The sequence below is a fragment of the Shimia sp. MIT910701 genome (assembly GCF_047126315.1).
Taxonomy (GTDB): Bacteria; Pseudomonadota; Alphaproteobacteria; order Rhodobacterales; family Rhodobacteraceae; genus Shimia.
Genome location: NZ_CP138953.1, coordinates 2,599,565 through 2,623,506, shown reverse-complemented (window position 1 = coordinate 2,623,506; position 23,942 = coordinate 2,599,565). Strand labels below are relative to the sequence as shown.

Below are 23,942 nucleotides of genomic sequence, written 5' to 3'. Positions count from 1 at the left end.
GCGGCACGATGCGCATGAAAGCGCCGCGCCGCCTGTGTGTTGCACAGCCGAGGATATGTCAGGTTGGAATTCACGCCTGACCGGTTTGAAGTAGGATCTGTTTCCAGACCGAGGTTTCATCAAACAGCGTGTATTCACGGCGTACTTTGGGCTGATCCGTGATCAGCGCGCCGAAGTCTGCATGGCTGATGCCCAGCACGTAAACCTCCGCGCCAGTCGGCGCACCAAAAGTACCCCACCCTTCGTGTTTGCCCCAGAGGCTCCACCGGATTGCGGCGCGCGGTGGCATCATCGGATCATCGCGGCCAATCTGGTGCTCAATCTTAAACTCTGCATTTGGGAAGCTGGCGCGCAGGCCCATCCAGAAACGGTCCACTGCATCCCAGCCATGGCCAGTCACGCCACCAACATATTCGGATTGCACCGCGCGGTCGTACTCGGCCTCAATCGCCGCGATATCCGCGCCCATGATACGGTTGAGTATCTCCGCATAACGCGCGCCCCACACGTTGTCGTTGCCGATCCCTGTGTAGGGGCCGGGTTGGTCCGTGTGCGGTGTCAGGGGCTTCACGCAGTTGTCTGGTCCACCTTCGGCCTCGATCAAATTGGCGGCGTATTCCTTGGGCTCCCACCCCATTTGACGCACGATGGCACCTTGGTCGCGGATCAGCCATTCATCGTTGATTTGATTGTTGATTGCGTGACAGTCAGCCAGGATGCGATAGCGCAATTGCTTGCCGGTCGCCTTGCCATAAACGCCATCCGCCATATGAGTGGCGGTGGAGATGATCCGGTGGGAGCTGAGCATGCCCTCCTCCGGCGTACCGGACCAAATCACATCTTCACCCAACAACTGCCGATCCGGAAATTCTGCCAGCGTGGCCATGGTTGCGCCGATGACATTTTGATTGCCCAGCACCACGGAAGCCGGAGAACGCACAACGATGTCATCGCTGTAGTAGTGGTGCAGCGTGGCAATGCCCCGATCTTCCCAAATCTCTTTGGTGATGCCGATGATGTAATCGGGGAAATCCTGAAATTTCGCATCGAAGCCTTGCATGGGGGTCTATCCTTCTTTTGGAGGCCAGGTGTCTGGAACGCGCGCGGAGCCACGCACAATCAGCGGGGTTGGAATTGCGACTTGCCGCGGGGCGGCAGTTGCCGGGGTTTCAATGTGCTGCAGCAGCGCATCGACGGTTTCTTCCACCATCAGATTGGCGCGCTGGCGCATGGTGGTGAGGTCATAGGCGCGCCATGCCGCTGGCGGCACGTCGTCAAAGCCCACAACGGAAACGTCTTCAGGGATCTTGAGTCCAAGGCCAAAACGCAGCTCATCCATGACAGCAAAAGCCATATGATCGTTGGCCACAAAGACCGCATCTGGACGCTTGTCTTCCGGCACATCGAACATGGCGCTGGCCGCAGCGCGGGCGCGGTCCACGTCAAAATCGCCAATCTCGCGGGCAAATAGGTCCTGCCCAGCTTCTTCAAGTCCAGCGCGGAAACCAGCTTCGCGATCCCGTTGGGTGGAGGCCCCTTCCCAACCGGCGATGTGGCCGATTTTGCTGTGCCCGCCCGCAACGAGGAACTGCGCCAATTGGCGGCCGCCTTCGAAGTTGTCGGAGGTGACACAGCTGACGCCTTTGGCCTCTTCAAAGCGGTTGAAATGCACCACAGGCACGCCCGCTTGCAGGCAGCGCGCCGAAAGATCGGAGGACATCGCCACGGAGGCTGTGACAATGCCATCCACTTGATAGTCTAGGATTTCTTCAACTACACCGTCAATGTTTCCGGCGGTTTGGGACGCCATAAAAACCAGTACGTGGTAGCCTTTTTCCTGCAACGCGTTTGAGAGGATTTCCAGCGCTTCCGGGTAGAAGTAATTGTCCAGATAGGCCACGACGAGGCCGATGATGCGGCTTTTGCCGGATACCATGGCGCGGGCGAGCACATTAGGGCGGTAGCCGAGCTCCTCGGCGGCTTTGCGCACCTTCTCGACGGTGGCTTTGGAGGCGGAGGCGCCGGGCGTGAACACACGGCTCACAGCGGATTGGCTGACACCGGCGCGCTCGGCAACTTGGAGGGAGGTTACTTTCTCAGCCATCAGTCTGCCGTCCACCCGCCGTCAATCAACATGGAAGTGCCGGTGACCAAGGCACTGGCATCAGAAGCGAGGTAAAGCACCGCGCCCATGATGTCCTCGACCTCGCCAATACGGCCAAGTTTGATTTTCTCCTCGATCCAGGCTTTGCGTTCAGGTCGTTCAAACGTCTGCGCCGTAAGTGGCGTTTTGATGAAGGTCGGGCAGACCGTGTTGATACGGATTTGCGACGGTCCCCACTCAATGGCCATGGCTTTGACCATGCCTTCCAATCCATGCTTAGAAGCGCAGTAGACCGCGCGGTCCACACCACCCACATGGCCCATTTGGCTGGAGATGTGGATGATGGAACCGGGTTTGCCCGCCGCGATCAACGCTTTAGCCGCGTAGGCGGAAAGGAAATAGGCGGAGCGCAAATTGAGCCCCATCGCGGCGTCATAATCCTCTGGCGTGGTCTCAACAGCCGGACCGTGCCGCGCCAGACCAGCGGAATTCACCACAACGTCGATGTCTTGCGTTTCAAATACCTGCGCCAGCGCCGCGAGGTCGCCTTGATCCAGCACCAACGCCTCGGCACTCATGCCCGCAGCCGTCATGGCCGCGACGGTGTCTTCTAATTTCTCTGCCCCGCGTGCCGCGCAAATCACATGGGCACCGGCCTCGGCCAGCGCCACGGCACAGCCCTGCCCGATGCCGGAGGACGCACCGGTGACAAGGGCGGTTTTGCCGCTCAGTGAAAAGGAAGGGGTGCGGGGCAGGTCAGTCATTTGCTCATTCCATCCGGGATATTCAGGCGCGCCATACTGCGCACCTTGTTGAATTCCCGCAACCGGGCAAAGACGTCCACGCCCAATTGGCGATAGGCGTCCAAAAGATCGACCAGCACCCAGTTTTCTCGGATTTTTCCGTTCTCTAAACGCCAGAAATCCAAGCTGCGCATGGTGATCTTTTTGCCCGCTGGCGCGATGCCCATCCACCCATCGTCGGTGACAGTCTGGATCATGTTGGGCCAGCCAGTGACGGCAGCATATTCGCCATCGCCAAAGAAGTGATATGTGATCTCATCCACATATTGGCCGCGGTCCGGCATGCCGTTGAGAAACGGGATCTGGTGCCAGTTCCGAAACCCTGCCACGCCACGTCCTGTGCCAATACCCGCTGGGCCGTACCAACTCATACGCTGATGCCAGTAGTGATCCATCTTCATGGCGCGTGGATCCGGATCACGCGGGTGCTTTTTCAGATGCTCCAGCATGTCAATGATGTGCTGACAGGTCTCTTTGCCTTTGGCTTCATCATAGGGTCCAGGCACCAAGCCGTCTGCGGTTGCGGGGCCAGGCACATGCCATTCGCGCCCCAGCGACGGCGCCATAGGCCAGGCATCTGCCTGCATCATCACCTCGGGAATGTCCCACAGCGCCTGATACTCAACCACTTTGCCATCAACAAAACGGAAGAACTCGTGATAGCGCATCGACACCTGATGGCCGGTGGGCGGAATGTCCAACCACGGGCCTGTGAACACGCCGGTGTAGTAACCACCGCAGCCCACCCAGTCGTTGCCAAACTCATCTGGTCCGGCCATGACGATGTAGTCACGACGCTCCAAGTCCGGCCAGGCGTCGAGCAAGCCCTTATAGGCGCCATCGTAAAAAGCACCCGGCCCTGTCATGTCGCCAAACGGATGGCACAGACGGAAAAGCGCATCCGGTGTCGCGAGATCCGAGAGCGCCTTGCGGACACCCTCTTCGCTAAAGTTATAAGTCGCGTCTCGAAAGGCTTGGATCAGCTCTTTGTGCTGTGTGTGTTTGTCGACAGCCATCCTACTCAGCCGCCTCCCGATAGGGTGCACCTTCGCCGTACGGCACGTTGATGCCACCGTAGCGGCGCACACGCACGTTGCACTGCTCCGCATGGCCGACAAAGCCTTCGAGCATGCACAAACGCGAGCCGTACTCGCCAATCATCGTGGCCGCTTCGTCGGTCAGAACGCGCTGATAGCTGTGGGTTTTCAGGAACTTGCCCACCCAGAGACCACCGGTGTAACGCCCGGCCTTTTTGGTCGGCAGCGTGTGGTTGGTACCAATCACCTTGTCGCCGTTGGACACATTGGTACGCGGCCCCAAGAACAGCGCGCCATAGCAGGTCATGTTTTCCAGGAACCAATCATCGCGATCGGTCATGACCTGCACGTGCTCGGACGCAATGTCGTCCGCCACTTCGAGCATTTCCTCGTAACTGTCACAGACGATGACTTCGCCGTATTCTTCCCAGCTGACAGAGGCAGTGTCCGCCGTCGGCAAGATTTTCAGAATGCGGTCGATTTCCGACAGCGTGTCCTCCGCCAACTGGCGGGAGTTGGTGACCATCACGCATGGGCTGTTGTAGCCGTGTTCAGCTTGTCCCAAGAGGTCGGTGGCACAGATTTCCGCATCCACGGTTTCGTCAGCGATCACCATGGTTTCGGTCGGACCGGCAAAGAGGTCGATGCCGACGCGGCCAAACAGTTGACGTTTGGCTTCGGCCACAAAGGCGTTGCCCGGACCAACCAGCATGTGCACGGGATCAATGGTTTCCGTGCCCAGCGCCATGGCCCCAATCGCTTGAATGCCACCCAAGACATAAATCTCATGCGCACCGCCAAGGTGCATCGCCGCGATCACGGCTGCGTTTGGCTTGCCTTGGAATGGTGGTGTGCAGGCAATGATGCGCGGCACGCCAGCCACCGAAGCGGTGGCCACGGACATATGTGCAGAGGCCACCATCGGGAACTTGCCCCCGGGCACATAACATCCCACAGATTGGACCGGGATGTTTTTGTGCCCGAGGACAACGCCGGGGAGCGTTTCCACCTCCAGATCAAGCATCGTGTCACGCTGCGCCTGGGCAAAATTGCGCACCTGCTGTTGGGCAAACTTAATGTCCGCCAACTCGCGGTCGCTCAACTGCGCCATCAGGTCGTCGATCTCTTGCTGGCTCAGCTTGAAGGACGCCGGCAAGTAGTTGTCAAACTTTTCAGACAGCTCGCGCACAGCTGCGTCGCCGCGGGTTTCGATGTCCTTCAGCGTGGCCTCAACAACGGCGCGTGTTTTTGCGTCGTCTTCAGCACGCTCCGCTTGGTCTTTGCCGCGTTTCAGATACTCGATTGTCATTGTCTTATCCTCAATTGACAGGATCAGTTTTGGGGGCGCGGCGCTTCTTTTTCGCCGCGATCAAAGGCTTCCCAGCCTTCGCCGTTAAACAGGTCGACGCCTAGCTGTGCGGCGACATGGGCGAAATCCACGTTCACCCAATTGTCGACGATTTTGCCGTCGACAACTTTCCAGAAGTCCATGTAGCGAATTTCCACCCGCTTGCCGGTTGGCGCGATGCCGAGGAACTCGCCGCTGTGCGTGGCTTCCTGACGGCCAAAAGCAGCGGCCCATTCGCCCATGTAGAGGCGTGCCTCATCGATACAGGTCTTGTCCGAAAACGCCGCCTGAAACGGGCGCTGCCAGTTGTCTTGAAATTCCTGCAGACCCGTTTTGGTGCCGCAACCTTGGTTGCCCATCCAACGGAACCCTTGGGCGAAGAACTCGCCAATATCGTCGATGCGGTGGTCATTCAGACCATCCACCATGGCTTCGATCACGGCGCGGGTGGCTTCGGTCTTGCTCATACCAGTGTCGCGCGTCAGCACGGCTTGTTCGGGGCGGGAGCCTTTCATGGGGCCTCTCCTTTCAGAATGGTGTTGAGGATTGTCAGGGAACGTAACGCCCCCTGCCCTATGAAATCCCGTGGCATTCTGTTGAGCGCCGGATGACGCGCCATGGCGTTATGGCGGGCGGAAGAACTCATCCTTTCACCGCCCCTGCGGTCAGGCCGGAGACAATCTGGCGCTGGAAGAACAGGATAAGCACAAAGAGTGGCGCAACGGTGGAGACCACGGCGGCCACGGCGTACATGACTTTGCCCTCGACCTGGGTGGTGCCCATGAAGCTGTTGATCGCCGGAATGATGGTCTCGTTTTCCTCACTCAAAAGCATCGCCGCGACGGTAAAGTCGTTGTAGGCTAGCAGGAAGCTGAACAGACCCGTGGTGATCACACCTGGCCACATCACCGGCACAATCACATAACGGAAGGCCTGGAAGCGGGTGCAGCCGTCGACCATGGCGCTTTCATCCATGTCTTTGGGGATGTTCTTGAAGAAGCTGTGCAGCATCCAGAGCGTAAACGGCTGATTGATAGCCACAAGAACGATGATGGTGGTGGGCAGGATGCCCCAGACGTTCCACTCGAAGAACGGTAGCAGATAGCCGGACACCAGCGTGATGTGTGGCATGGCGCGGAACACCAGTGCCGCCATCAGGATCCAGAAAGCGTAGCGGAAGCCGGAGCGCGCCAGAGCATAGCCGCCAAGCGTGCCGAAGGTCAGCGAAATCACCACAGTGAAGAACACCACGATACCGGTGTTCTTGAAGTTGAACCAGAATTCTTCGTCAATCCAAGCCCCGCGATAGGCCTCCGCCGTAAATGCGCTGCCGGTCTGCGCAATGGTGTTGGCCCCATAAAGCGCATTGCGCCAGTCCGCCTTGGAGAGGAAGTCAGCCTGCACTTTGAAGCTGCCCCAGAAGGTCCAGAAGAAAGGGAAGGCTGCGATGATCAGCCAGAGCGCCACGAAGGTGTAGGAGAACAGCTTCAGCGGGGTCATGCGGGATTGTGCTTTGGTCGCCATGTGTCTGTCCTCAGTGGGATTTGCGGGTGAAGTCGCGCCAGGTGCGCACCAGGACGGGCATCATCAGGAAGATCACGATGATGATGGTCAGCAAGGAGGTGGCTCCGGCAGAGGCGTAAAGCGGGTTGCCGCTTTCGCGCAGGTCATTGAAGATCACCCAGCTGAGCGAGCGGGCATGGGCCTCCGCCGAAAAGCTGACAATGGGTTCAAAGACGCGCAGGTTGTCCATGATCAGCATCAGCGTCACGAAGGACACCAGCGGCATCAGATGTGGCACCACAACGTGGATCATGGTCTGCCACTTGGACGCCCCATCAATCTGCGCCGCTTCGAGTGTGTCGTCTGGGACGGTCTGCAATCCGGCATAGAATGTGATGAAGCTGAACGGCAGCGTATGCCAGATGCCGTAGACGATCAGCATGATCCAAGTGAGCGCTGTAGAGGCTTTCAGGCTCAGCGAGGGATCGTTGAAGATCTTCTGAATGGTCGCGCCGATCACGCCATCCCCATCCACCATCCAAAACAAGATCAGAGACCCCACCAGAGGGGTTACAAGGAACGGCAGGAGAGAGACAAAGATCGACGGGCCTTTGAGCGCGCGTGGCAGATTGTTCACCCCAACGGCGATAGCCAGGCCAAGCACCAGCACCGCTGGTGTCACCACAAAGGTATAGGTCAGCGTGAAGATCAACGCGTTGTAGAATGGTAGGTTGTAAATCTGGCTCCAGAACGCCCCCAGACTGTCAGAACTCGCCCAGGCTTCGCCAATTTCCGCAATCGCCAGATGGGAGCGGTTGAAATAGGTGCCCAACCCGTTGAACCGACCCAAAGGCGCCTCTTCGCGGAGCTTCTCGGTGGCTTCCAGATCGACGGATGTGGTGGGGGTACAGCCAAACGGGCCGCAGCTTTCAGACACCACAAGCACTTGTTCATGCGCCACAAAAAGCGACTGAACAAACACCGAAACAATGGGCAGCGCGATGAACAGGATCATCGCGGAGAGCGTCGGTAAGATGAACCAGAAAAAGGTGCGATGCTTCATAGCCTACGTCCCGGTGGAAAAAAAGTTGAGGGGATGAGAGGCCCCGAAGGGCCTCTCAGGGGAGGATTACTGGAGGAAACCCGCTTCTTTGGCGGCGGTGATGTAGGCCGCCTCGACGTCCGCCAGCGCCTGTTCTGCGCTTTCATCGCCTTTGAGGAAGTCCGCCAACTCCGCGCCCAGCGCGTTATGCATCAAGCCGATCTGCGGGATCATTGGGTAAGGCTTCGCGCCTGCCTTGGCAGTGGCAGAAACACCTTCCGCTGCAGCACCCGGTGTAAAGCCGTCGAGCAGCCAGACCGCGTCGTCGTTGTTGGCCATAACCATCTCTTTGTTCAGTGCGCTTGCAAGCGCAGCAAAGGTCGCCTCGGCTTCTTCGTCAGACACGTTGGAAGCGATGGTGAAACCATCCCACCAAAGAGTTGCTCCTGGCACGCCGCCTTCCTCAACAGATGGAGCCGCAGTCAGGACGGTGTTGGAAGTAATCTCGGCGGTGGAGCCTTCGTCATCCAGAATTGGCGCGCCGCGCGAGCCCCACATGATGCCCAGCGCCGCCTGACCGGCTTCCCACAGACCTTGGGTCTCGTTGGAGGCTTGGGTCAAATGATCCGGATGCGCATATTCCACCAGACCTTTCAGGGTCTCCAACGCGGCCACACCGGCCGGGCTGTTCACAGATGGCTCTGCGGTGCCGGGTTTGAAGAACTCACCACCATGCGCCATGAACGCAAGGTTGAAGCTTTCGCCGACGTTCCAACCGGTCTTCATGTTCATCACGACCGGGTATTCCATGATACCCGCGTCGCGGATGGATTTGGCCGCGTCGATCATTTCCGCGTAGGTGGATGGCACCTCGGCAACGCCTGCCTTCTCCAGAAGGTCCTTACGGGAGAACAGATGCTGAGAGTTTGCCATGAAGGCCACAGCCATGATGTTGCCATCGATGCTGATCAGCAGGTTCTCTGGAATGTTCTGACCGTATTTTTCAACCAGATCGTTGAGCGGACGCACAAGGCCGTCGTTCATCAGCTGTGTCAGTGTCGAGTTGGCCACAATCACAGAGGTGTACTCTGCTGGGTTCGGTGTCAGCGCCGCGTTCATGATCTGGCGCGCCTCAGTGGTGTGGTTGCGGGTGAACTCCGCGGCGCCACTTGCACAGTTGGCTTCTGCAGCACCTGCCACAGCGTGGATGGCTGGGAAGTCGGATGCGAGGATGCGGATCGACTGGCCCTCTGGCCCGCAATCAGCAGCAAAGGCTGCGGTTCCCATGAGACCGGCAAAGGCACCGGCGGCGGTTACTTTCTTTAGAAACATAACTTTTCTCCCTGTTGCGTTTCTGTGTTTGCAGGTGCGCCTTGCAATCGCGCACCCTCTCGCCCCCGGCGTTGATCGCCGGTTGTTGGTGTGAAGCCGTCAGGCCTCAATTCTGGCGCCGGTTTCGGCGTCAAACAGGTGGCAGATCTCAGCCGGCACGGACAAAGACACCGTGTCGCCAATCTCTGATCGGTAATCTTTGGGTGCGCGCACAGCGACCAGCTCGCCGCCAATGCGGACGGTCACCATCGTGGCGTCCCCGAGCAGCTCGAGTGTGTAGATCGGTGCAGTGATTTCATGATGGCCTGCGTCTCCAAGGCCCGCGTCCTCAGCGCGGAAGCCCAAGGTCACAGGACCGTCCGGCGCGGACAGGCCTTCGACCCGCACGTTCTCAGCAACAAATGTGCCGCCTTCCATGCGTCCGCTCATCAAGTTCATCGCTGGATTGCCAATGAAGCTCGCAACAAACGTATTGGCTGGCGCGTCGTAAATCTCTGTCGGGCTACCGACCTGCTGCACCACGCCTTTTTTCATCACCACAACCCGATCCGCCAAAGTCATGGCCTCGATCTGATCGTGGGTCACATAGATGGTGGTGACTGAAAGCTCGTGGCTCAGGTTTTTAATCTGGGCACGAGTGGAAACCCGCAGCTTGGCGTCAAGGTTGGACAACGGTTCGTCCATCAGGAACACATTGGGTTCGCGCACAATGGCGCGGGCGAGCGCCACACGCTGCCGCTGACCACCGGAGAGTTCCGCGGGTTTGCGGTGCAGGAATTCGTCCAATTCAACCATCGCAGAGGCGCGGCGCACCTTTTCGTCGTGTGTCGCCGGATCAATCCCCCGCACCTTCAGCGGGAAGCGGATGTTCTCATAAACATTCATATTCGGGTAAAGCGCGTAGGACTGAAACACCATCGCCACATCGCGGTCTTTAGGTTCCAGATCATTGACCTTCTTGCCATCAATCAGGATGTCGCCCTCGCTGGCGTCTTCCAATCCGGCAATCATGCGCATGGTTGTGGTCTTGCCGCAGCCTGAGGGGCCAAGCAGAACCAGAAACTCCTGATCCGCAATCGTCAGATCAAAATTGTCGACCCCGACAAAACTGCCCCAGCGCTTGCCTACATTGCGCAGCTGAATTTCGGCCATGTGGTCCCCCGTCCGATGTCACATGCATTTTGCATACGTATGCACAGAGGGTAGACTTAGGATTAGGAATTCGGCAAGACTTTTTTTGCAAACGTATGCAAAGCGACCCAAACCATGACTGACTTCACAGAAGAAAAACGTATTATAACAGAGCTCTATAGAGATCTGGACACTGCCTCACCCGAGGCAGCCAAAGCGGTACTCAAACATCACTATGCGCCGAATCATATCTGGCGCGGCTACCATCCGTTTGATGAAATCCATGGGCCTGAGGCTGTGGCGGACCGGTTCTGGGCACCGCTCAAAACTTCCCTCACCCACCTGCAACGCCGCCAAGATGTCTTTATGGCGGGCAAAAACGAGATGGATGGGTTTGCCTCCACATGGGTGGTGTCTATGGGACATCTGATGGGGCTATTTGATGCGCCATGGCTGGGCATCGCCCCCACGGGCAAAATGGCCTTCTTGCGCTATTGCGAGTTCAACAAGGTTGAAAACGGCCAAGTGACCGAAACCGCGATGTATTTCGACATTCCGCATCTGATGATGCAGGCGGGTCTGCAGCCGTTCCCGCCCCAAACCGCCGCGCATTTGGTGCAACCGGGCCCGATGACGCATGACGGCCTGATGTTCACTCCGCAGTCGCCTGAGACAGGAGAAAAAACCCTGGGTGCGATCAACGCGATGATCACCGACCTCGGCCAATGGAACAGCGGGTTGAGCCTAGAGGACGAGCTGCGCCGAACCTGGCATGAGGACATGATCTGGTGGGGACCGGCCGGCATTGGCGCGACCTACACGATCCCGCGCTACGCCAAGCAGCATTCCGGTCCGTTCCGCGCGGGCTTCACTGATCGCTCCAAAACCACCCACATCTGCCGCATGGCCGAGGGGCATTTTGGCGGCTTTTTTGGTTGGCCAAACTTTACCGCCACCCCAACCGGCGGATTCATGGGCATGCCCGCGACCGGCAAGCCCGGTGAGTTCCGCGTGATCGACATCTATCGCCGCGACGGAGACAAGCTGGCCGAAAACTGGATCTTCATTGACCTGCTGCACTTCTGGAAACAGCAGGGCGTCGATATTCTGGCCCGCATGGCGGAGGCGCCCCGCACATGAGGATCGATGCACACCACCACCTCTGGGATCTCTCCGCGGTGCATTATCCTTGGCTGATGGCGCAGGGTGTTGAACGGTTCTTTGGTGACCCGACCCCCATTCAGCGCAACTACCTGCTGGACGAATTCACTGCTGACGCCAAGCAGCATGGCATTTCAGGGTCTGTCCACATTCAAGTGGGTGCTGAAAATCCGCTGCAAGAGGCGCTCTGGGTGCAGGAGGTGGCAGAGGCAAACCCGCATTGGCCTTTGGTTCAGGTCGCGTTTTGCGACCTCACTTCGGACACGTTGGCAAGGGACCTCGACCGGCTGCAAAACCTCTCCACTCTGCGGGGCGTGCGCCAGATTGTCGGCCGCGCACCGGACGAAGATGCTGTGACCGGCACCAACGCTTTGCTCGAAAACTCGCGTTTTCTAGCTGGCCTGAAGGAGATTGCAGGGCGTGGCTTGCGCTTTGACTTGCAACTGATCCCGGAGCTGATGGAAGACACCGCCCATGTGTTGGCGCAAGCGTCTGACCTACAGGTTGCACTCTGCCATGCCGGGTCTCCCCATGACCGCAGCGTCAAAGGCTTGGAAGCGTGGGCGAACGAGTTGAAGCTTCTTTCCGCCCTGCCCAACGTATCCTGCAAGCTCTCAGGCCTTGGCATGTTTGACCATCAGTGGACGCAGCAGAGCATCGCGCCAATTGTACAAACCTGCCTGACCCAATTTGGCCAAGACCGCGTGATGTTTGGCTCAAACTTCCCGGTCGACAGCCTCTATTCCAACTATACCACTCTGTTCGCGGCCATGGAGACGCTGGTCCCCAATGATTGGCACGCTGCCGTGTTTGGGGACAACGCCGCACGGTTTTATGAGCTAAAAGCGTGATCCCTCAGGCACCTCTCGCATAGCATCAAAAGGACATCCAAGGCGCCCTCTGTGCCGTAATCGAATAAACGGAGGGTCGACATGAAGTTCCTAACTGCTTTGATTTTTGCGCTGTCCACGACAGGAGCTGCCTTGGCCTTGGACTTGTCCGCCAAGTTTGTCTCGATGGATGGCGGCACGCTTGCGGTTTCCGATTGGGCAGGCCAGCCGGTTTTGGTGGTGAACACCGCCTCGCAATGTGCCTTCACCAAGCAATATCGCGGGCTGCAGGACCTCTATGACACTTACCGCGACCAAGGCCTTGTGGTGCTGGCGGTGCCCTCCGATGACTTCAAACAAGAGCTGGGCTCAAACGCAGAAGTCAAAGAGTTTTGCGAGCTGCAATATGGCATCGACATGCCGATGACCGGGATCACCTCGGTGAAAGGCAAAACCGCGCATCCCCTATTTGTGTCGCTGCGAGAGGAAGCCGGCTATGTGCCGCGCTGGAATTTCAGCAAAGTCCTGATTGGCCCTGACGGCGCAGTGGTTACGAAGTTTTCTTCCCAGACCAAACCGATGTCCAAAACGGTGACTTCGCAAATCGAAGCCCTTCTGAACTGAGCGCTGGTTTTTACTCATGACGATCCAAACACCCGCGCACGCATCAGGGCGGCTTATCCTTGTGTTGGGCGATCAACTGTCCCTGACCCTTTCCTCACTGCGCGACGGCAACAAAGATCGCGATGTGATCCTGATGGCGGAGGTGGCTGAGGAAGCCAGCTATGTGCCCCACCACAAAAAGAAAATCGCCTTTCTGTTTTCGGCCATGCGGCATCACGCTGATTTGCTGCGACAAGAGGGATGGTCTGTCCGCTATGTCCATTTGGACGATAGCGACAACAAGGGCACCCTGCCCGATCAGCTGAGCCATGAGCTGGGCACGTTGGGCCTCTCACAAGTCGTGATGACAGAACCGGGAGAGTATCGCCTCAAGCAGGCCATCTGCGATTGGGCCGCGCAAAATGGGGTCGCTTTGGACATGCGAGAGGACACGCGGTTTGTGTGCTCCCACGCGGAATTTCAGACCTGGGCGCAGGGCCGCAAGCAGCTGCGCATGGAGTTTTTCTACCGAGAGATGCGCCGCAAAACCGGCCTTCTTATGAATGGCGACGCGCCTGAAGGCGGCAAATGGAACTATGACGCGGAGAACCGAAAGCCGGCGAAAGGCGACCTGTTCATGCCGCAGCCCCGGCACGTGCCCCGCGACGCGATCACCGAGGACGTTTTGGCTCTGGTCAAAACGCGGTTTGCCAAAAATTTCGGATCTCTGGAGCCATTCTGGTTGGCGGTCACACGCGAGGAGGCCCTGGTGGCGCTGGAGCATTTTGTCCAAACCACCCTGCCCCAATTTGGCGACTATCAGGACGCCATGCTAACCGACGAACCGTTCCTCTATCACTCAGTTTTGGCACAATACCTGAACGCAGGATTTCTTGATCCATTGGAAGTTTGCCGACGAGTAGAGCGCGCCTACTACGATGGTGATGCGCCCCTCAACGCGGTGGAGGGCTACGTACGCCAAATTATAGGCTGGCGGGAGTATGTGCGCGGCATCTACTGGCTCAAGATGCCGGGCTATACAGACGCCAATTTCTTGGATGCCAAACGCCCGCTGCCCGCCTTCTACTGGACCGCGCAAACGGATATGGCCTGCATGGCCGTCGCAATCTTCCAAACCCACGATCACGCCTACGCGCATCACATCCAACGGCTTATGGTCACCGGCAACTTTGCCATGCTGGCGGGCATTGATCCGCACAAGGTGCATGAGTGGTATTTGGCGGTCTATGCCGATGCCTACGAATGGGTCGAAGCGCCCAATGTGATTGGCATGAGCCAGTTTGCCGATGGCGGCCTACTGGCCTCCAAACCCTATGCGGCCAGCGGCAACTACATCAACAAGATGTCAGATCACTGCCAGACCTGCCGGTATGAAGTAAAGCAAAAAACCGGCCCGGATGCTTGCCCCTTCAACCCACTTTATTGGGACTTCCTGATCCGCAATGAAGCAAAGCTGCGCGGCAACCCGCGCCTAGGACATGCCTACCGCACGTGGGACCGCATGAGCGAGGAAAAGCAACACGCCTATCGCAGCAGTGCAGCTGCGGTGCTCGATGCTTTGACTTAGCCCCCACGCCGACACCGTTCGGAGCAATAGCGCACCTCATCCCAAACCTTGGCCCATTTCTTGCGCCAGCTAAATGGCCGCTGACAGCGGACACAGATCTTGTTGGGCAGATCAGATTTCTTGCGCATCTTCATTGGGCGGTCATGTTACAGCGGCAAATCAAGTTGTTTGGAGGTGGCGCTGTTGCGCGCACGCTTGCGTGAGCTTTTCCGGCTTGCGTGTTTGGCCACAATCCCCTGCGCCTCCTGCCGAAAGGCCTGCCCTTTGCGCACCGCCCAGATACGCTCCCGCGCGTCACGCGCTGCGCTTAGGTGATCCACGATGGGTATGGGATAAGCCCTTCCCAGCACTGCACCCGCGTTCGCAGCTTTCCACGGCTCGTGCAAAAATCGATCGTCGATCTTGGCCAGCTCGGGCACCCAACGCCGGGTGAATGCCCCGGTCGGGTCCTGATCCATGCCTTGCTTGACCGGATTATAAACGCGCACCGTGTTGATGCCTGTGGTGCCAGATTGCATTTGCACCTGGCTCCAATGGATGCCCGGCTCATAATCTGTGAACAAGCGGGCCAGCTCCAAACCCGGCGCCCGCCAATGCAGCCACATGTGATAGCTCGCCACCGCCATGACCATGGCGCGCATGCGGAAATTCAACCACCCCGTCGCACGCAAAGACCGCATGCAGGCATCGACAAACGGCAACCCAGTTTCGCCGCGCGCCCAAGCCGCCAATCGCTCCGCATCTGGGGCTGAGGGACGAATGCCGTCATAACCGCGATGCAAGTTTTCAAACTCAATGCGTGGCGCGTCCTCAAGTTTCTGAATGAAGTGGCAATGCCAATGCAACCGGCCGGAAAATGACGACAGCGCACCGCCCCAGCCGTCCCTTGCGCCAAGCGCTTTCATCGCGCGCTGCCGAGCCCAAGTTGCCTGCGTGACCTCTCGCATCGACAAGCTCCCCCAAGCCAAATGTGGCGAAAGGCGGGAACAGGCCCGGGCGCCGGTGGCCGGCGAAGACATCTCCCGCCGGTAGGTCCGGCCACGATCGGTTAAAAAAGACGATAGCAAACCCTGCGCCTCTGTGCGCCCTCCCACCTGCCGGGCATGGGCGCCATCGGGCAAAAGAGTGAGGTCCGCCCCAGTTGGTATGGGTCCGGGATCGATGTCTATCGGCGCCAGTGCGGGCGCTTGAATAATTGTCTCAGCCATAAACCGATCCCACTGGGCCGCCCATCCGTTGCGCGAGGCCAGCCGCCTTTGCACCCCATGCTGCGGGACTTCATGCCAAGGCACCCCATGGGTACGACACCACGCCCCAACCCGTTTGTCCCGCGCATAGGTCCAGCCGTTGCCCGTTTCCTCATGCGACCACAGGGCGTCCACGCCCACGGTTTTACGCAGGCCCTCCAACACCTCCACGACGTCCCCAACCTGCACAACCAGCGGCTGGCCGAGAGCAGCCAGATCTGCGCGCACGTCTTGCAACGCCTCGGCAACAAACTCCCAGTGCCGGCAGGAGACATCGTCAAGCCGCCAATACTCGGGCTCCACCACAAACAGCGGCATCACCTGCCCGCGCTGCGCCGCATTGGCCAAGGCCCGATGGTCCTGCACACGCAGGTCCCGTTTGAACCAAACGATTTGCACTATGGTCTCCAAAACATCGATTTGTTGGGAATACGTAAGCCCGCGCCGGTCAGACGACTTCCCCGGCGGCACAACTGATCTCCTACAAGCCACAGGGCGTAAACAAAGCAAACCGCAGACAGAGAGGACCACAATATGTTACGCCCAAAGTGCCTAGCTCATGCCGACTTTGACCTGGAATCGGCCCTCCGCACTTGCCTTGCTGGGAAGCAGTTTTTCCAATCGCTACAAACGAGACCACTACAGGGTCGCGGACGCGCTGGCCCGCGCCTTTGATGCAGACGTCGAGAACTTCTCAGTATCAGGCGGAGGCCCTATTGGCGCCATTTAGGCCTATGTGATGTCCGGCGCGCTGGATCGTAAAGACCACAACCTTGTGGTGTGGGAATTGCCCTATACTGAAAGCTTCAACTCGCAATCCTTTTTGCGTCAATTGCTGGGCGCCCTCAGCGAAAACCGCGCACCAATCAAGGCGGCCGAACTGCAAAGACAACCTCAGGCAACCCTGGTCAAACTTGCAGAAGGCGTAACAACTTCCGGCATCGAAATAGAAGCCGAGGACATCGCCAAACAAAGTTTTAACCTGGAGGTGCGCTTCGATAATGGATCAACTGCCAAAGTCTACCTTGGGCGCCGCAACTCTGTGCCTGTCGACATGCGCGCGTCCAGCTTAAGAAGCAGCCTATCCCACTTCGGGGACAGAACCCCTGTTGAGATTCTTATCTCTCCCATCAAAGGTTCGCGCATCAAACATGTCGCGGTGTTTTAGAGATGCCGTCCACAGTGCGGCAAGCGGCCCCTACAAAATGTGCGCAGCTTCCAGGCTGGTCTCTCGTAATGCGCTCAAGCCATGCCAGCCGCGCCAGAAAATAAGGTACTGTCCACGTGCGCGTAAGTTATTTGGTACTTTCGCGAACAAACCGGCCTCTGATTTTCAAATGAACAACGCCCTCAAAGAGCCGTCCGCTTAACTTTCCAAACTCCGCTCTGTGCGCATTGCGGTCGTTCGTGAGATTAACAGCGAACGGCCGCTGTCCGCTCTTTCTGGCAGGCAGAACCGGCTAGTGACATCGATACAAGCAGGACGCGCTTAGAGTTTCCCATATTCTCTGGGCTGATGTAGTCACGTGAAATCAGTGAGTTTACCTCGCTGCTCTCCATGCAAAGCTTACGCTTCACTTTGGTGGCCTATCCAGGACGAGGTTTGGCAGCTCAGAAGACAATGGCTGCTAAAAGCCTACAAGCCGGGCGGTAACGAGCATTCCACGACCTATTTGAAGGCCGCAGAGGTGGAAGGCTTGTTTGAAGAAGCGTAATCCTAGCGAAAGCCGAGTGTGGGGTAAAATGTGGGGCAAAGTCGAAAGGCTTTGCCTTTTTTCTTTATTTTACAGCTATTTGAGAGAGTTAAATGGTGCCCCCACACGGACTCGAACCGCGGACCTACTGATTACAAAACGGGCATTAAGTTCATATTATCAATACCTTAGCCTAGTGATTTCCCACGACAAACCATGAACGCCATAGCAACATGGGAAACGGGCGCGTAGCTGCAAATCGACCTTAATAGTTCTTGGCGATTGCATGGCCGGTGACTGCGAAGGTGCAAGCCGCAGAGCAGAACCGACGCGACTGGAAACCGTCGCCGGTATTCAGAGATCGTCACCCGCAGGCGGCAGTGGCTCAGAAAACGCCTCATAATTCTGGCCGGTCGCCATCAAGCAGGTCGACCCATTGGGCGTGGTGATGGTGATGGTCCAACTACCGGATGCCTCGGAGGCAAAAATTTCCATCATTGCACCCTGTCCGCCGAGGCCAAGCGCCTGACGCGTTTCCCCGTACTTTTGCGCAAGACGCTCCACGACAAGATCGCGGTCGGCACAGTGTCGCAGATTTTGCGCCCCAACTGGGCACGCCAAAAGGACCGCCAGAGCGGCTGCAATCATCGTTTTCATGGGACGAACCTTTCAGGTTAGCTGCGCGTTTGGCCGGTGCGCAGCGGAGCCGGTATTCTCTTCAGCCATCACAGCAGCCCTGCCCGCGACTCGCGGTTTGAGATGATAAGCTCCTGGACCTTCTTGCCGCCCGACTTGGCGATCGTATAGTTCAACCGCTCTTCATAGATGTGGAAACCATCAAACCACTCCCGGATCTCGGGTGTGTCATTGATGGACATCACAAATGCGCCTTTGATGTCTCGGCGCTGCTCCCCCATAGCCAAAGTTGAAATCACACTTGAAAATGGCCATAGCCATCAAAACATGTGCTTGAGCCGCCGCCGAGGCTTGCATGACGCCTCATTCACAGAAAACCGAACAAAAGTGGCTCCACAGCAGCGTCTTGGCGCTGCCCAAATGGATACAAACCGCCGGAAACCTTCGCAATAACGCCTGCAAGCACCGCGAAGCCGCCAAGCCAGCTGACGCGGCCTTCGCCATTCCTGAGCTTTATGAGATGCTGGAGACGGAGAGCTACTTCTACACCATCCGCCTCAAGGGCAACGCCGTCCTGCAAGAGGCTGTCTCACATCTATTGAAGCGCCCCGTAGGCCGCCCACCCAACTACGTTCGCCGCTTCTACCATGACTTTGAGTACAGGGCGGCATCATGGGAGAAGGCACGCCGCGTCATCGCTAAGATCGAGTGGCACCCCGGCGATCTGTTCCCGCGCGTGGGCTTTGTTGTCACCAACTTGCCGATGGAGCCGGACTGGGTCATTCGGTTCTACAATCAGCGCGGCACAGCGGAACAGCACATTAAGGAAGGCAAATACGCGATCAACTGGACCCGGCTCTCCTGCAAGCGTTTCCGCGACAACGAGGTCAGACTTCAGCTCCATGCGCTGGCTTACAACATGGGGAGCTTCCTCAAGCGTGCCGACTTACCCGAAGAGGTTGCCGACTGGTCGCTCACCAGCATCCAGAGCCGCCTGATCAAGATCGGGGCACGGGTTGTGCGCCATGCCCGCAAGATAACCTTCCAACTGGCAGAGGTCGCGGTGAGTGGCGCGCTGTTTGGGCAAATCCTCACCGCCATCCGCAACATCAAGCCACCGCCGAGGCCTGCATGACCGCTCAAAAAACGAAACCAACACAAAAGCGGCTCAACAACTGTGTCTTGTCGCCGCTCAGATGGGCCAAAATCTACGAAAAGCTCGAAAACTGCGCTTGCGGAACCTTCAAAATCAAGGATGCCGTCGCCAACGCCGCCGTCAGAGTTGCAAACGCCCCCAAAAAGGGCCAAAGCCGCAACACAACGTTACTTGGGAAATATCCGTTGAGTGTAGTCTTTGCAAGAAGCTGGCCATACAGTGACGGTACTCAATTTGTTAGGAAGCCAACGTGCAGATAAAAATTTCAGATATCGACGTCCTTACAGACGACAATATTGGCAACAATAGATTTGTTGTTTTTACAGATGACAAAATTGAGTTGGAGATAAAAAAAATTATACCAGCGGAAGCTGTGGTATCCGATGCCAAGGATAGATTTGAATGTGAAATTTATAGACCTGCACCAAACAACGAGAAAGAACCTCCGCATATTCATTTGAGGGCTAAGAGCGCTCTAAGACTCAAGGAAAAACTCAAAGTTGGTGATCTTGTCGTAGTGGAGAACTAAGATGGGCGTTTATGACGATATTTGGAATTTCGCGACAGGTTTTTTTTGGCGATCCAAGCTACAATGTTGGCTGATGAACTATCGAAAATGCGGGACACTCGCATCACTACTCATGTTTTTTGGAGGATGCGTGTTGGCTGAAGATCGACAAGACTCACTTTTTGAGAGGCTGGAACGCCCTGCTACAATTATAGCTCACAATGCTCCAAATTCATTCGGCAAATCTCTAGACGTATTAAACCAAAAAGAGCTTGTTTTTGTACCGCCTACGGAAGGGCAAGAACCTCTGAAAGCGGATGTTTGGGTGGTGTTCGTTGAAAATGAATCGGAGGTAGCGTCTTTGCAGGAAATCTTTCAAGAGCTTTACAGAGCACTGCCGGAAATGAATGAAAAATCTACGTCTGGATATCTGGAGTTTCAACTCAGCAGCGGAGAACCGAAAGCTGCTTCATTTCATTTTGTTGATAGGTATGCAACAGAAAATGAAAGGGTAATCTCCTGCAAAGCAGCCGTCGCCGTTTATTTGGGTGTTGTCGGCAATACGAGCTCTTTAGACTCACAAAGCCTCACCCAATACTGCCTGGAACAAATGTGACGGCTTTTCTCCCACTGGATTGATTTAGGGTCAGGACTCATAGCCAGTAAAAAACGAGAGCTGCGAGGGCGATGGCGGACAGGAATACCTTCGGGCATCTGTCGTATCGAGTTGCGACACGCCGCCAATCCTTCAACCTGCCGAACATGATTTCGATCTGGTTGCGCCGTTTGTAGCGGCGCTTATCGTACTTTATAGTCTTTTTGCGCCGCTTTCGACCAGGGATGCAAGCGCGTATCCCTTCTCTAGTTTTCTGTATAGTCCGCCCAACTTAAGGACGAATTTATGCATACGAAATTCACCGAAGTATAGATCATCCAGATGATCAAGGAGCAGGACGCAGGCGAGCAGACTACTGACACTTTGGGAAGTAAGCTGCATGGTGGGCGGTGTTGGCGCACCGCCTACCCACAAACCGGGCGTAACTTTAAACTAGAGGGGCGCTATCGCCCACCCCTTCACCATCCGCAGTGCCGTTCCCCATAGCGGTTCTGGGCATCTATCGTTTCGGCGGTGCCGCGATCTCCTGTCACAACCACCGAAGCGACCTCGCGCTCAAACCGGATAGGCTCGGCAATATCGCAGAAATCTCCAGCGGGAGATTGAGAGCATGCGCTAGTTACGAGTGAGGCGGTCAATAAGAGCGGTATCGTCTTGCGTCTCCACATCTCGATCTATCTCCTGTTTGCTTTGGATGGCATCAAGGCGGGCTTTGTTCCCCAGGGCTTCTGTTTTGCGCCTCTGATCGTTCTTCGCATCGATGCGAAGCCATGCAAGCAAGACGACCACAAACGCGCTGAGTGCGACCCATACTGCCGCCTTGGAGGGTAGGAAGCGCAGCATCACCGCGCCCCTCCTGCCCACTTGCGAAGCCGCTCGCGCGCAATCCAGCCCAGCCCGATCAGCGCAACAGCAGAAAAGCCCAAGAGGATATACTGAGCCAAAGGGTCCAGCTTGCCCAATGCGGTTAGAACACCCCCTGCCCCAGCCGCCGCAGTCCCAGCAACGGCGCGGATCGTTGAGGACTGAGCCGGTGAACTGCGCTCAGCGTCAGCCTTGGGTGTTGCTTCAAGGATTGCAGCATCCGTAAGAAACAGTTCGCGCTCGGCCGCACGGCGGCGTGTAAGCCCGCGCAAGACCTTGCCGCCAGCCTTATTGAACCATGTCAGCGCTTCGGCAGCGCCCTCAATATCCCCCGCGTTGAATCGGCGTAGGCAGGTAGATCGGCTGAACGCCCCAACGCCAATGTTATACGCGAGAGACAGCATCGCACCGAACTCATTGTCATTTGGCGCGCGACGGAACATGGGTCTGATTTGATCCGCAAAACGTTCAAGCCCCTCCCACAGCATTTGCTCCGCAAAGGGCTTGGTCCACGTTTCACCCACAGACACGCCTGGACCAAAGCCCGCGCTGTTGGTGTAGCCGTATCCAATGGTGAGTACGCCCACCAGATCGAGATACGCAGTTAGCTCAAGACCTTCAAAGCGCTTCACAAGGTCTAAGGTGGCTTGGTTTATGTTCATGTGTTTCTCCATAAAAAAACCCGCCAGAGGCGGGTGGGTTAAGGTTGGTGCCGAGATGCGCCAGCATGGAACGACCTTCGAGGAAAGCTCCTAGAAGGCTCTGATTTTATCTAACAAGGAAGCCGGTTTGCTTCGTCTCCAGATCAAATGCCCCTGCGGCATATCAAGGAAACTAGTTGGTGAATCGGTTCCACAAAAACTAACCAGATTTAATGAGCACAATACTCTTGAGCGGCTCACACATACTTTAGCGAAATTTCGTTAAGCGTATAGAAAGTGTAACGTCAGCGCGAAAAATTTCGGGCTCGGCCAGGTACGGCGTTCGAACAGGGCAGATCTTTAACCTGAAATCACGCTCCAATCTATCAAGAGACACCGAATACAATGAAACCGTTCGTTACGCCATCAATGAAGCCTATTATCGGCTTTGAAGCTACAGACATATCCCAACAGTTCTTTCCGAAACAAAGTTCTAGCGCGCCAAAGCCAATCTGTACGTTTCTTGAGAAAGCTCGGGGGTAAACTAAATGTTCCGCAAAGGTTACGTCTTTAGACCGTGGGAAAATGAAGATGCACCGCCCTTATCACGGATACTCTCTTCCGAAAAATTCTGGGAATTTTTGCCAGAAGAGTACTCCGGTGAGTTTGATTCTAACGAAGCATTGGAATTGATCAAACTTAATGCATCCAACAGCAATCACTATATTCGAGCAGTTGAATTTGAAGGTGAGCTGATCGGCCAAGTACGCTTAGAATTCGACAAAGAACACGCGGAACTTAGCTACTGGCTTGACATTAACCACTGGGGTTACGGACACGGTTCAGCAATGGTTACTCTTTTTTTGTATGAAAGCACTATGCACTATCCAGAGTTAAGGTTTGTCTACGCTAGAGTACATGAGAAGAATCTCGCTTCAGCGCGAATACTGACAAAGCTAGGTTTTTTACGAATTGCGGAAAAAGATGACCTGCCCTTTCATTATTATGAATGTTGCCTGACCAAACCTACGTAAACCACACCATATTGTCTTTAGGGCAGAATCGGCATCCCGAGAAACAATCAACAATATATCCAATTCTAAAATTCTAGGACGAGAATGAACTCGCCTGCGTTGCTCACGCCATAAAGGCACCCAAGACCTTGAAATTCGGATGGCGTGGAACCCCAGCGCTTCCGCGCTGGATGGTTGCCGCACAGAGCAAGAACACATCCCAGATGGTTAGCTTAGAGACCCTTTGAGCTGGTGAGATAGCAGGCTCGGCTAGATACCCCTTTTGCGTGAGCTTCCTATCAGACCCTATGGCAGCTATGCGCAGATAGCGGACTTTGCAAAGTTCGCCTTTTGGCCCACTACTGTCGCTAGCGGGAAGCCAAAACGCTGCATTGCAATTTTCCGAAAGCTGCCGTTGGCGCTCGGGTGCAGCATTTTGGCGAGTTATAGGTCGGCAGTGCGGACGAAACTGCCGTGACAGAGTTTCATCTCAGCGGCTAACGCGGTATCCTGTGTAAACCCAAATGCATAGAAGAACGATTGCTGCAAAGACTGGGTCAATAAACCCGAGACTCATTCCGTCTGGTAATTTCTCTTCTAGCCACTTCGATACAAAGTTGTCGCGCCGTAAAACGATCCCGATGATAGCGAATCCGCCCAAAAACAGCGTTGCGCCCGCGGCTTCACCAATTGTTTTGTGTTGGTCTTGAGTCAGCGACTTTGGCAACAACCTGCTACAAACATTCAGTATCTTTCTGACTGAAAAAACAAATAACCAAACAAACACGAAAAACAATAAGAAACCAAACCCAACATTTGGGTTCTTGAGTGCCAAGAGGCCGGAAATCACCAACGGGGTGACAAGCCACAACTTGTACGACTCTGCGACGCGATCAATTTTCTCATTCAATTGATCTGATTTCTTATCAGACAATGCCGACTTCCGATTTATTGTTCTGACGAAAATATGGGTTATCACTAGCATCAAGTCAAACCCGCATTATGGGCTCGGAGCCGTCATTTGCCGCGATCAGTATCAACGTCCGCTTGCGGAATGTCTGACGTCAGCACCTGTGGGTCCAATT

General features: G+C 56.3%; 26 protein-coding genes and 2 pseudogenes. 10 read left to right on the top strand and 18 right to left on the bottom strand.

Translation table 11 applies throughout. The features are described 5' to 3' along the window. Positions 1-70 precede the first annotated feature (70 nt). The 10 genes from SIB38_RS12670 to SIB38_RS12625 all read right to left on the bottom strand — a co-directional run bounded on the left by SIB38_RS12670 (position 71) and on the right by SIB38_RS12625 (position 10,321). Positions 71-1,060, bottom strand: a complete 990-nt coding sequence (locus SIB38_RS12670; RefSeq protein WP_412550285.1) for a nuclear transport factor 2 family protein — start codon at positions 1,058-1,060, stop codon at positions 71-73. 6 nt (positions 1,061-1,066) lie between these two features. Beyond that, complete coding sequence (locus SIB38_RS12665) at positions 1,067-2,104, bottom strand: LacI family DNA-binding transcriptional regulator (RefSeq protein WP_412550284.1); 1,038 nt, start codon at positions 2,102-2,104, stop codon at positions 1,067-1,069. Beyond that, a complete protein-coding gene (locus SIB38_RS12660; protein ID WP_412550283.1) occupies positions 2,104-2,868 on the bottom strand; it encodes an SDR family NAD(P)-dependent oxidoreductase in 765 nt (254 codons plus the stop codon). The genes SIB38_RS12665 and SIB38_RS12660 overlap by 1 nt, the downstream gene beginning before the upstream one ends. After that, positions 2,865-3,923: an ester cyclase gene (locus tag SIB38_RS12655; protein WP_412550282.1), complete on the bottom strand. Its 1,059-nt coding sequence runs from the start codon at positions 3,921-3,923 to the stop codon at positions 2,865-2,867. Before SIB38_RS12655 ends, SIB38_RS12660 begins: the two co-directional genes overlap by 4 nt. A gap of 1 nt (position 3,924) precedes the next feature. Further along, a complete protein-coding gene (hisD, locus tag SIB38_RS12650) occupies positions 3,925-5,253 on the bottom strand; it encodes a histidinol dehydrogenase (RefSeq protein ID WP_294118699.1) in 1,329 nt (442 codons plus the stop codon). 23 nt (positions 5,254-5,276) lie between these two features. After that, positions 5,277-5,807, bottom strand: a complete 531-nt coding sequence (locus tag SIB38_RS12645; protein WP_412550281.1) for an ester cyclase — start codon at positions 5,805-5,807, stop codon at positions 5,277-5,279. 127 nt (positions 5,808-5,934) lie between these two features. Beyond that, positions 5,935-6,816: a carbohydrate ABC transporter permease gene (locus tag SIB38_RS12640; RefSeq protein ID WP_294118696.1), complete on the bottom strand. Its 882-nt coding sequence runs from the start codon at positions 6,814-6,816 to the stop codon at positions 5,935-5,937. A 10-nt stretch (positions 6,817-6,826) separates the two neighbouring features. Further along, entirely contained in the window at positions 6,827-7,858 is a 1,032-nt protein-coding gene (locus tag SIB38_RS12635; RefSeq protein WP_294118694.1) for a carbohydrate ABC transporter permease, read from the bottom strand. A 66-nt stretch (positions 7,859-7,924) separates the two neighbouring features. Then, the gene (locus SIB38_RS12630; RefSeq protein WP_412550280.1) at positions 7,925-9,169 is read right to left on the bottom strand and encodes an ABC transporter substrate-binding protein; all 1,245 of its coding nucleotides are present in this window, start codon (positions 9,167-9,169) and stop codon (positions 7,925-7,927) included. A gap of 99 nt (positions 9,170-9,268) precedes the next feature. Further along, complete coding sequence (locus tag SIB38_RS12625; RefSeq protein ID WP_294118690.1) at positions 9,269-10,321, bottom strand: ABC transporter ATP-binding protein; 1,053 nt, start codon at positions 10,319-10,321, stop codon at positions 9,269-9,271. A gap of 114 nt (positions 10,322-10,435) precedes the next feature. Here SIB38_RS12625 and SIB38_RS12620 point away from each other — a divergent pair, with 114 nt between their 5' ends. The 4 genes from SIB38_RS12620 (at position 10,436) to SIB38_RS12605 (ending at position 14,482) form a co-directional block, all read left to right on the top strand. Beyond that, positions 10,436-11,440, top strand: coding sequence for an ester cyclase (locus SIB38_RS12620; protein ID WP_412550279.1), 1,005 nt, complete (start codon positions 10,436-10,438; stop codon positions 11,438-11,440). Further along, the gene (locus SIB38_RS12615; protein WP_412550278.1) at positions 11,437-12,312 is read left to right on the top strand and encodes an amidohydrolase family protein; all 876 of its coding nucleotides are present in this window, start codon (positions 11,437-11,439) and stop codon (positions 12,310-12,312) included. The genes SIB38_RS12620 and SIB38_RS12615 overlap by 4 nt, the downstream gene beginning before the upstream one ends. A gap of 81 nt (positions 12,313-12,393) precedes the next feature. After that, positions 12,394-12,915: a glutathione peroxidase gene (locus tag SIB38_RS12610; protein ID WP_294118684.1), complete on the top strand. Its 522-nt coding sequence runs from the start codon at positions 12,394-12,396 to the stop codon at positions 12,913-12,915. A gap of 16 nt (positions 12,916-12,931) precedes the next feature. Beyond that, the gene (locus SIB38_RS12605; RefSeq protein ID WP_412550277.1) at positions 12,932-14,482 is read left to right on the top strand and encodes a cryptochrome/photolyase family protein; all 1,551 of its coding nucleotides are present in this window, start codon (positions 12,932-12,934) and stop codon (positions 14,480-14,482) included. Here the strand turns inward: SIB38_RS12605 and SIB38_RS12600 are convergent. Both SIB38_RS12600 and SIB38_RS12595 read right to left on the bottom strand, forming a co-directional pair. Continuing rightward, positions 14,479-14,616, bottom strand: coding sequence for a DUF2256 domain-containing protein (locus tag SIB38_RS12600; RefSeq protein WP_412550276.1), 138 nt, complete (start codon positions 14,614-14,616; stop codon positions 14,479-14,481). The two genes, SIB38_RS12605 and SIB38_RS12600, sit on opposite strands and share 4 nt — an antisense overlap. A 12-nt stretch (positions 14,617-14,628) precedes the next feature. Next, entirely contained in the window at positions 14,629-16,128 is a 1,500-nt protein-coding gene (locus tag SIB38_RS12595; protein WP_412550275.1) for an FAD-binding domain-containing protein, read from the bottom strand. 160 nt (positions 16,129-16,288) lie between these two features. On the opposite strand from SIB38_RS12595, the gene SIB38_RS12590 reads away from it, so the two are divergent. Together SIB38_RS12590 and SIB38_RS12585 are read left to right on the top strand one after the other, a co-directional pair. After that, positions 16,289-16,459 (top strand): alginate O-acetyltransferase AlgX-related protein, encoded by a 171-nt coding sequence (locus SIB38_RS12590; protein WP_412550274.1) that lies wholly within the window; start codon positions 16,289-16,291, stop codon positions 16,457-16,459. A gap of 9 nt (positions 16,460-16,468) precedes the next feature. After that, positions 16,469-16,897, top strand: coding sequence for a hypothetical protein (locus SIB38_RS12585; protein WP_412550273.1), 429 nt, complete (start codon positions 16,469-16,471; stop codon positions 16,895-16,897). Positions 16,898-17,777: 880 nt separating this feature from the next. Here SIB38_RS12585 and SIB38_RS12580 read toward each other — a convergent pair. Together SIB38_RS12580 and SIB38_RS12575 are read right to left on the bottom strand one after the other, a co-directional pair. Further along, complete coding sequence (locus SIB38_RS12580; RefSeq protein ID WP_412550272.1) at positions 17,778-18,080, bottom strand: hypothetical protein; 303 nt, start codon at positions 18,078-18,080, stop codon at positions 17,778-17,780. A gap of 68 nt (positions 18,081-18,148) precedes the next feature. Then, entirely contained in the window at positions 18,149-18,301 is a 153-nt protein-coding gene (locus SIB38_RS12575; protein WP_412550271.1) for a hypothetical protein, read from the bottom strand. 242 nt (positions 18,302-18,543) lie between these two features. Between SIB38_RS12575 and SIB38_RS12570 the strand changes: the two are divergent. From SIB38_RS12570 to SIB38_RS12560, 3 genes and pseudogenes are all read left to right on the top strand, one after another. Then, a pseudogene (locus tag SIB38_RS12570) lies at positions 18,544-19,194 on the top strand (IS1380 family transposase); the annotation flags it as partial. Positions 19,195-19,465: 271 nt separating this feature from the next. Then, positions 19,466-19,744 (top strand): hypothetical protein, encoded by a 279-nt coding sequence (locus SIB38_RS12565; protein ID WP_412550270.1) that lies wholly within the window; start codon positions 19,466-19,468, stop codon positions 19,742-19,744. Between the two features lies 1 nt (position 19,745). Beyond that, positions 19,746-20,339, top strand: coding sequence for a hypothetical protein (locus tag SIB38_RS12560; RefSeq protein ID WP_412550269.1), 594 nt, complete (start codon positions 19,746-19,748; stop codon positions 20,337-20,339). 37 nt (positions 20,340-20,376) lie between these two features. Here SIB38_RS12560 and SIB38_RS12555 read toward each other — a convergent pair. The 3 genes and pseudogenes from SIB38_RS12555 to SIB38_RS12545 all read right to left on the bottom strand — a co-directional run. Beyond that, a pseudogene (locus SIB38_RS12555) lies at positions 20,377-20,583 on the bottom strand (transposase); the annotation flags it as partial. Positions 20,584-20,954: 371 nt separating this feature from the next. Continuing rightward, positions 20,955-21,182, bottom strand: coding sequence for a hypothetical protein (locus SIB38_RS12550; RefSeq protein WP_412550268.1), 228 nt, complete (start codon positions 21,180-21,182; stop codon positions 20,955-20,957). Continuing rightward, on the bottom strand, positions 21,182-21,865 hold the full coding sequence (locus SIB38_RS12545) for a lysozyme (protein ID WP_412550267.1): 684 nt from the start codon (positions 21,863-21,865) through the stop codon (positions 21,182-21,184). Before SIB38_RS12545 ends, SIB38_RS12550 begins: the two co-directional genes overlap by 1 nt. 527 nt (positions 21,866-22,392) lie before the next feature. Here SIB38_RS12545 and SIB38_RS12540 point away from each other — a divergent pair. Next, the gene (locus tag SIB38_RS12540) at positions 22,393-22,878 is read left to right on the top strand and encodes a GNAT family N-acetyltransferase (protein WP_412550266.1); all 486 of its coding nucleotides are present in this window, start codon (positions 22,393-22,395) and stop codon (positions 22,876-22,878) included. Positions 22,879-23,347: 469 nt separating this feature from the next. Here SIB38_RS12540 and SIB38_RS12535 read toward each other — a convergent pair whose 3' ends face one another. Continuing rightward, the gene (locus tag SIB38_RS12535; protein ID WP_412550265.1) at positions 23,348-23,791 is read right to left on the bottom strand and encodes a hypothetical protein; all 444 of its coding nucleotides are present in this window, start codon (positions 23,789-23,791) and stop codon (positions 23,348-23,350) included. Between the last annotated feature and the right edge of the window lie 151 nt (positions 23,792-23,942).

Bases quoted from the DNA above. Each gene is read 5' to 3' on its own strand.
- SIB38_RS12670 (WP_412550285.1), bottom strand. From the start codon at position 1,060: ATGCAAGGCTTCGATGCGAAATTTCAGGATTTCCCCGATTACATCATC.
- SIB38_RS12665 (WP_412550284.1), bottom strand. From the start codon at position 2,104: ATGGCTGAGAAAGTAACCTCCCTCCAAGTTGCCGAGCGCGCCGGTGTC.
- SIB38_RS12660 (WP_412550283.1), bottom strand. From the start codon at position 2,868: ATGACTGACCTGCCCCGCACCCCTTCCTTTTCACTGAGCGGCAAAACC.
- SIB38_RS12655 (WP_412550282.1), bottom strand. From the start codon at position 3,923: ATGGCTGTCGACAAACACACACAGCACAAAGAGCTGATCCAAGCCTTT.
- hisD (WP_294118699.1), bottom strand. From the start codon at position 5,253: ATGACAATCGAGTATCTGAAACGCGGCAAAGACCAAGCGGAGCGTGCT.
- SIB38_RS12645 (WP_412550281.1), bottom strand. From the start codon at position 5,807: ATGAAAGGCTCCCGCCCCGAACAAGCCGTGCTGACGCGCGACACTGGT.
- SIB38_RS12640 (WP_294118696.1), bottom strand. From the start codon at position 6,816: ATGGCGACCAAAGCACAATCCCGCATGACCCCGCTGAAGCTGTTCTCC.
- SIB38_RS12635 (WP_294118694.1), bottom strand. From the start codon at position 7,858: ATGAAGCATCGCACCTTTTTCTGGTTCATCTTACCGACGCTCTCCGCG.
- SIB38_RS12630 (WP_412550280.1), bottom strand. From the start codon at position 9,169: ATGTTTCTAAAGAAAGTAACCGCCGCCGGTGCCTTTGCCGGTCTCATG.
- SIB38_RS12625 (WP_294118690.1), bottom strand. From the start codon at position 10,321: ATGGCCGAAATTCAGCTGCGCAATGTAGGCAAGCGCTGGGGCAGTTTT.
- SIB38_RS12620 (WP_412550279.1), top strand. From the start codon at position 10,436: ATGACTGACTTCACAGAAGAAAAACGTATTATAACAGAGCTCTATAGA.
- SIB38_RS12615 (WP_412550278.1), top strand. From the start codon at position 11,437: ATGAGGATCGATGCACACCACCACCTCTGGGATCTCTCCGCGGTGCAT.
- SIB38_RS12610 (WP_294118684.1), top strand. From the start codon at position 12,394: ATGAAGTTCCTAACTGCTTTGATTTTTGCGCTGTCCACGACAGGAGCT.
- SIB38_RS12605 (WP_412550277.1), top strand. From the start codon at position 12,932: ATGACGATCCAAACACCCGCGCACGCATCAGGGCGGCTTATCCTTGTG.
- SIB38_RS12600 (WP_412550276.1), bottom strand. From the start codon at position 14,616: ATGAAGATGCGCAAGAAATCTGATCTGCCCAACAAGATCTGTGTCCGC.
- SIB38_RS12590 (WP_412550274.1), top strand. From the start codon at position 16,289: ATGCCGACTTTGACCTGGAATCGGCCCTCCGCACTTGCCTTGCTGGGA.
- SIB38_RS12585 (WP_412550273.1), top strand. From the start codon at position 16,469: ATGTCCGGCGCGCTGGATCGTAAAGACCACAACCTTGTGGTGTGGGAA.
- SIB38_RS12580 (WP_412550272.1), bottom strand. From the start codon at position 18,080: ATGAAAACGATGATTGCAGCCGCTCTGGCGGTCCTTTTGGCGTGCCCA.
- SIB38_RS12575 (WP_412550271.1), bottom strand. From the start codon at position 18,301: ATGTCCATCAATGACACACCCGAGATCCGGGAGTGGTTTGATGGTTTC.
- SIB38_RS12560 (WP_412550269.1), top strand. From the start codon at position 19,746: ATGGGCGTTTATGACGATATTTGGAATTTCGCGACAGGTTTTTTTTGG.
- SIB38_RS12550 (WP_412550268.1), bottom strand. From the start codon at position 21,182: ATGCTGCGCTTCCTACCCTCCAAGGCGGCAGTATGGGTCGCACTCAGC.
- SIB38_RS12545 (WP_412550267.1), bottom strand. From the start codon at position 21,865: ATGAACATAAACCAAGCCACCTTAGACCTTGTGAAGCGCTTTGAAGGT.
- SIB38_RS12540 (WP_412550266.1), top strand. From the start codon at position 22,393: ATGTTCCGCAAAGGTTACGTCTTTAGACCGTGGGAAAATGAAGATGCA.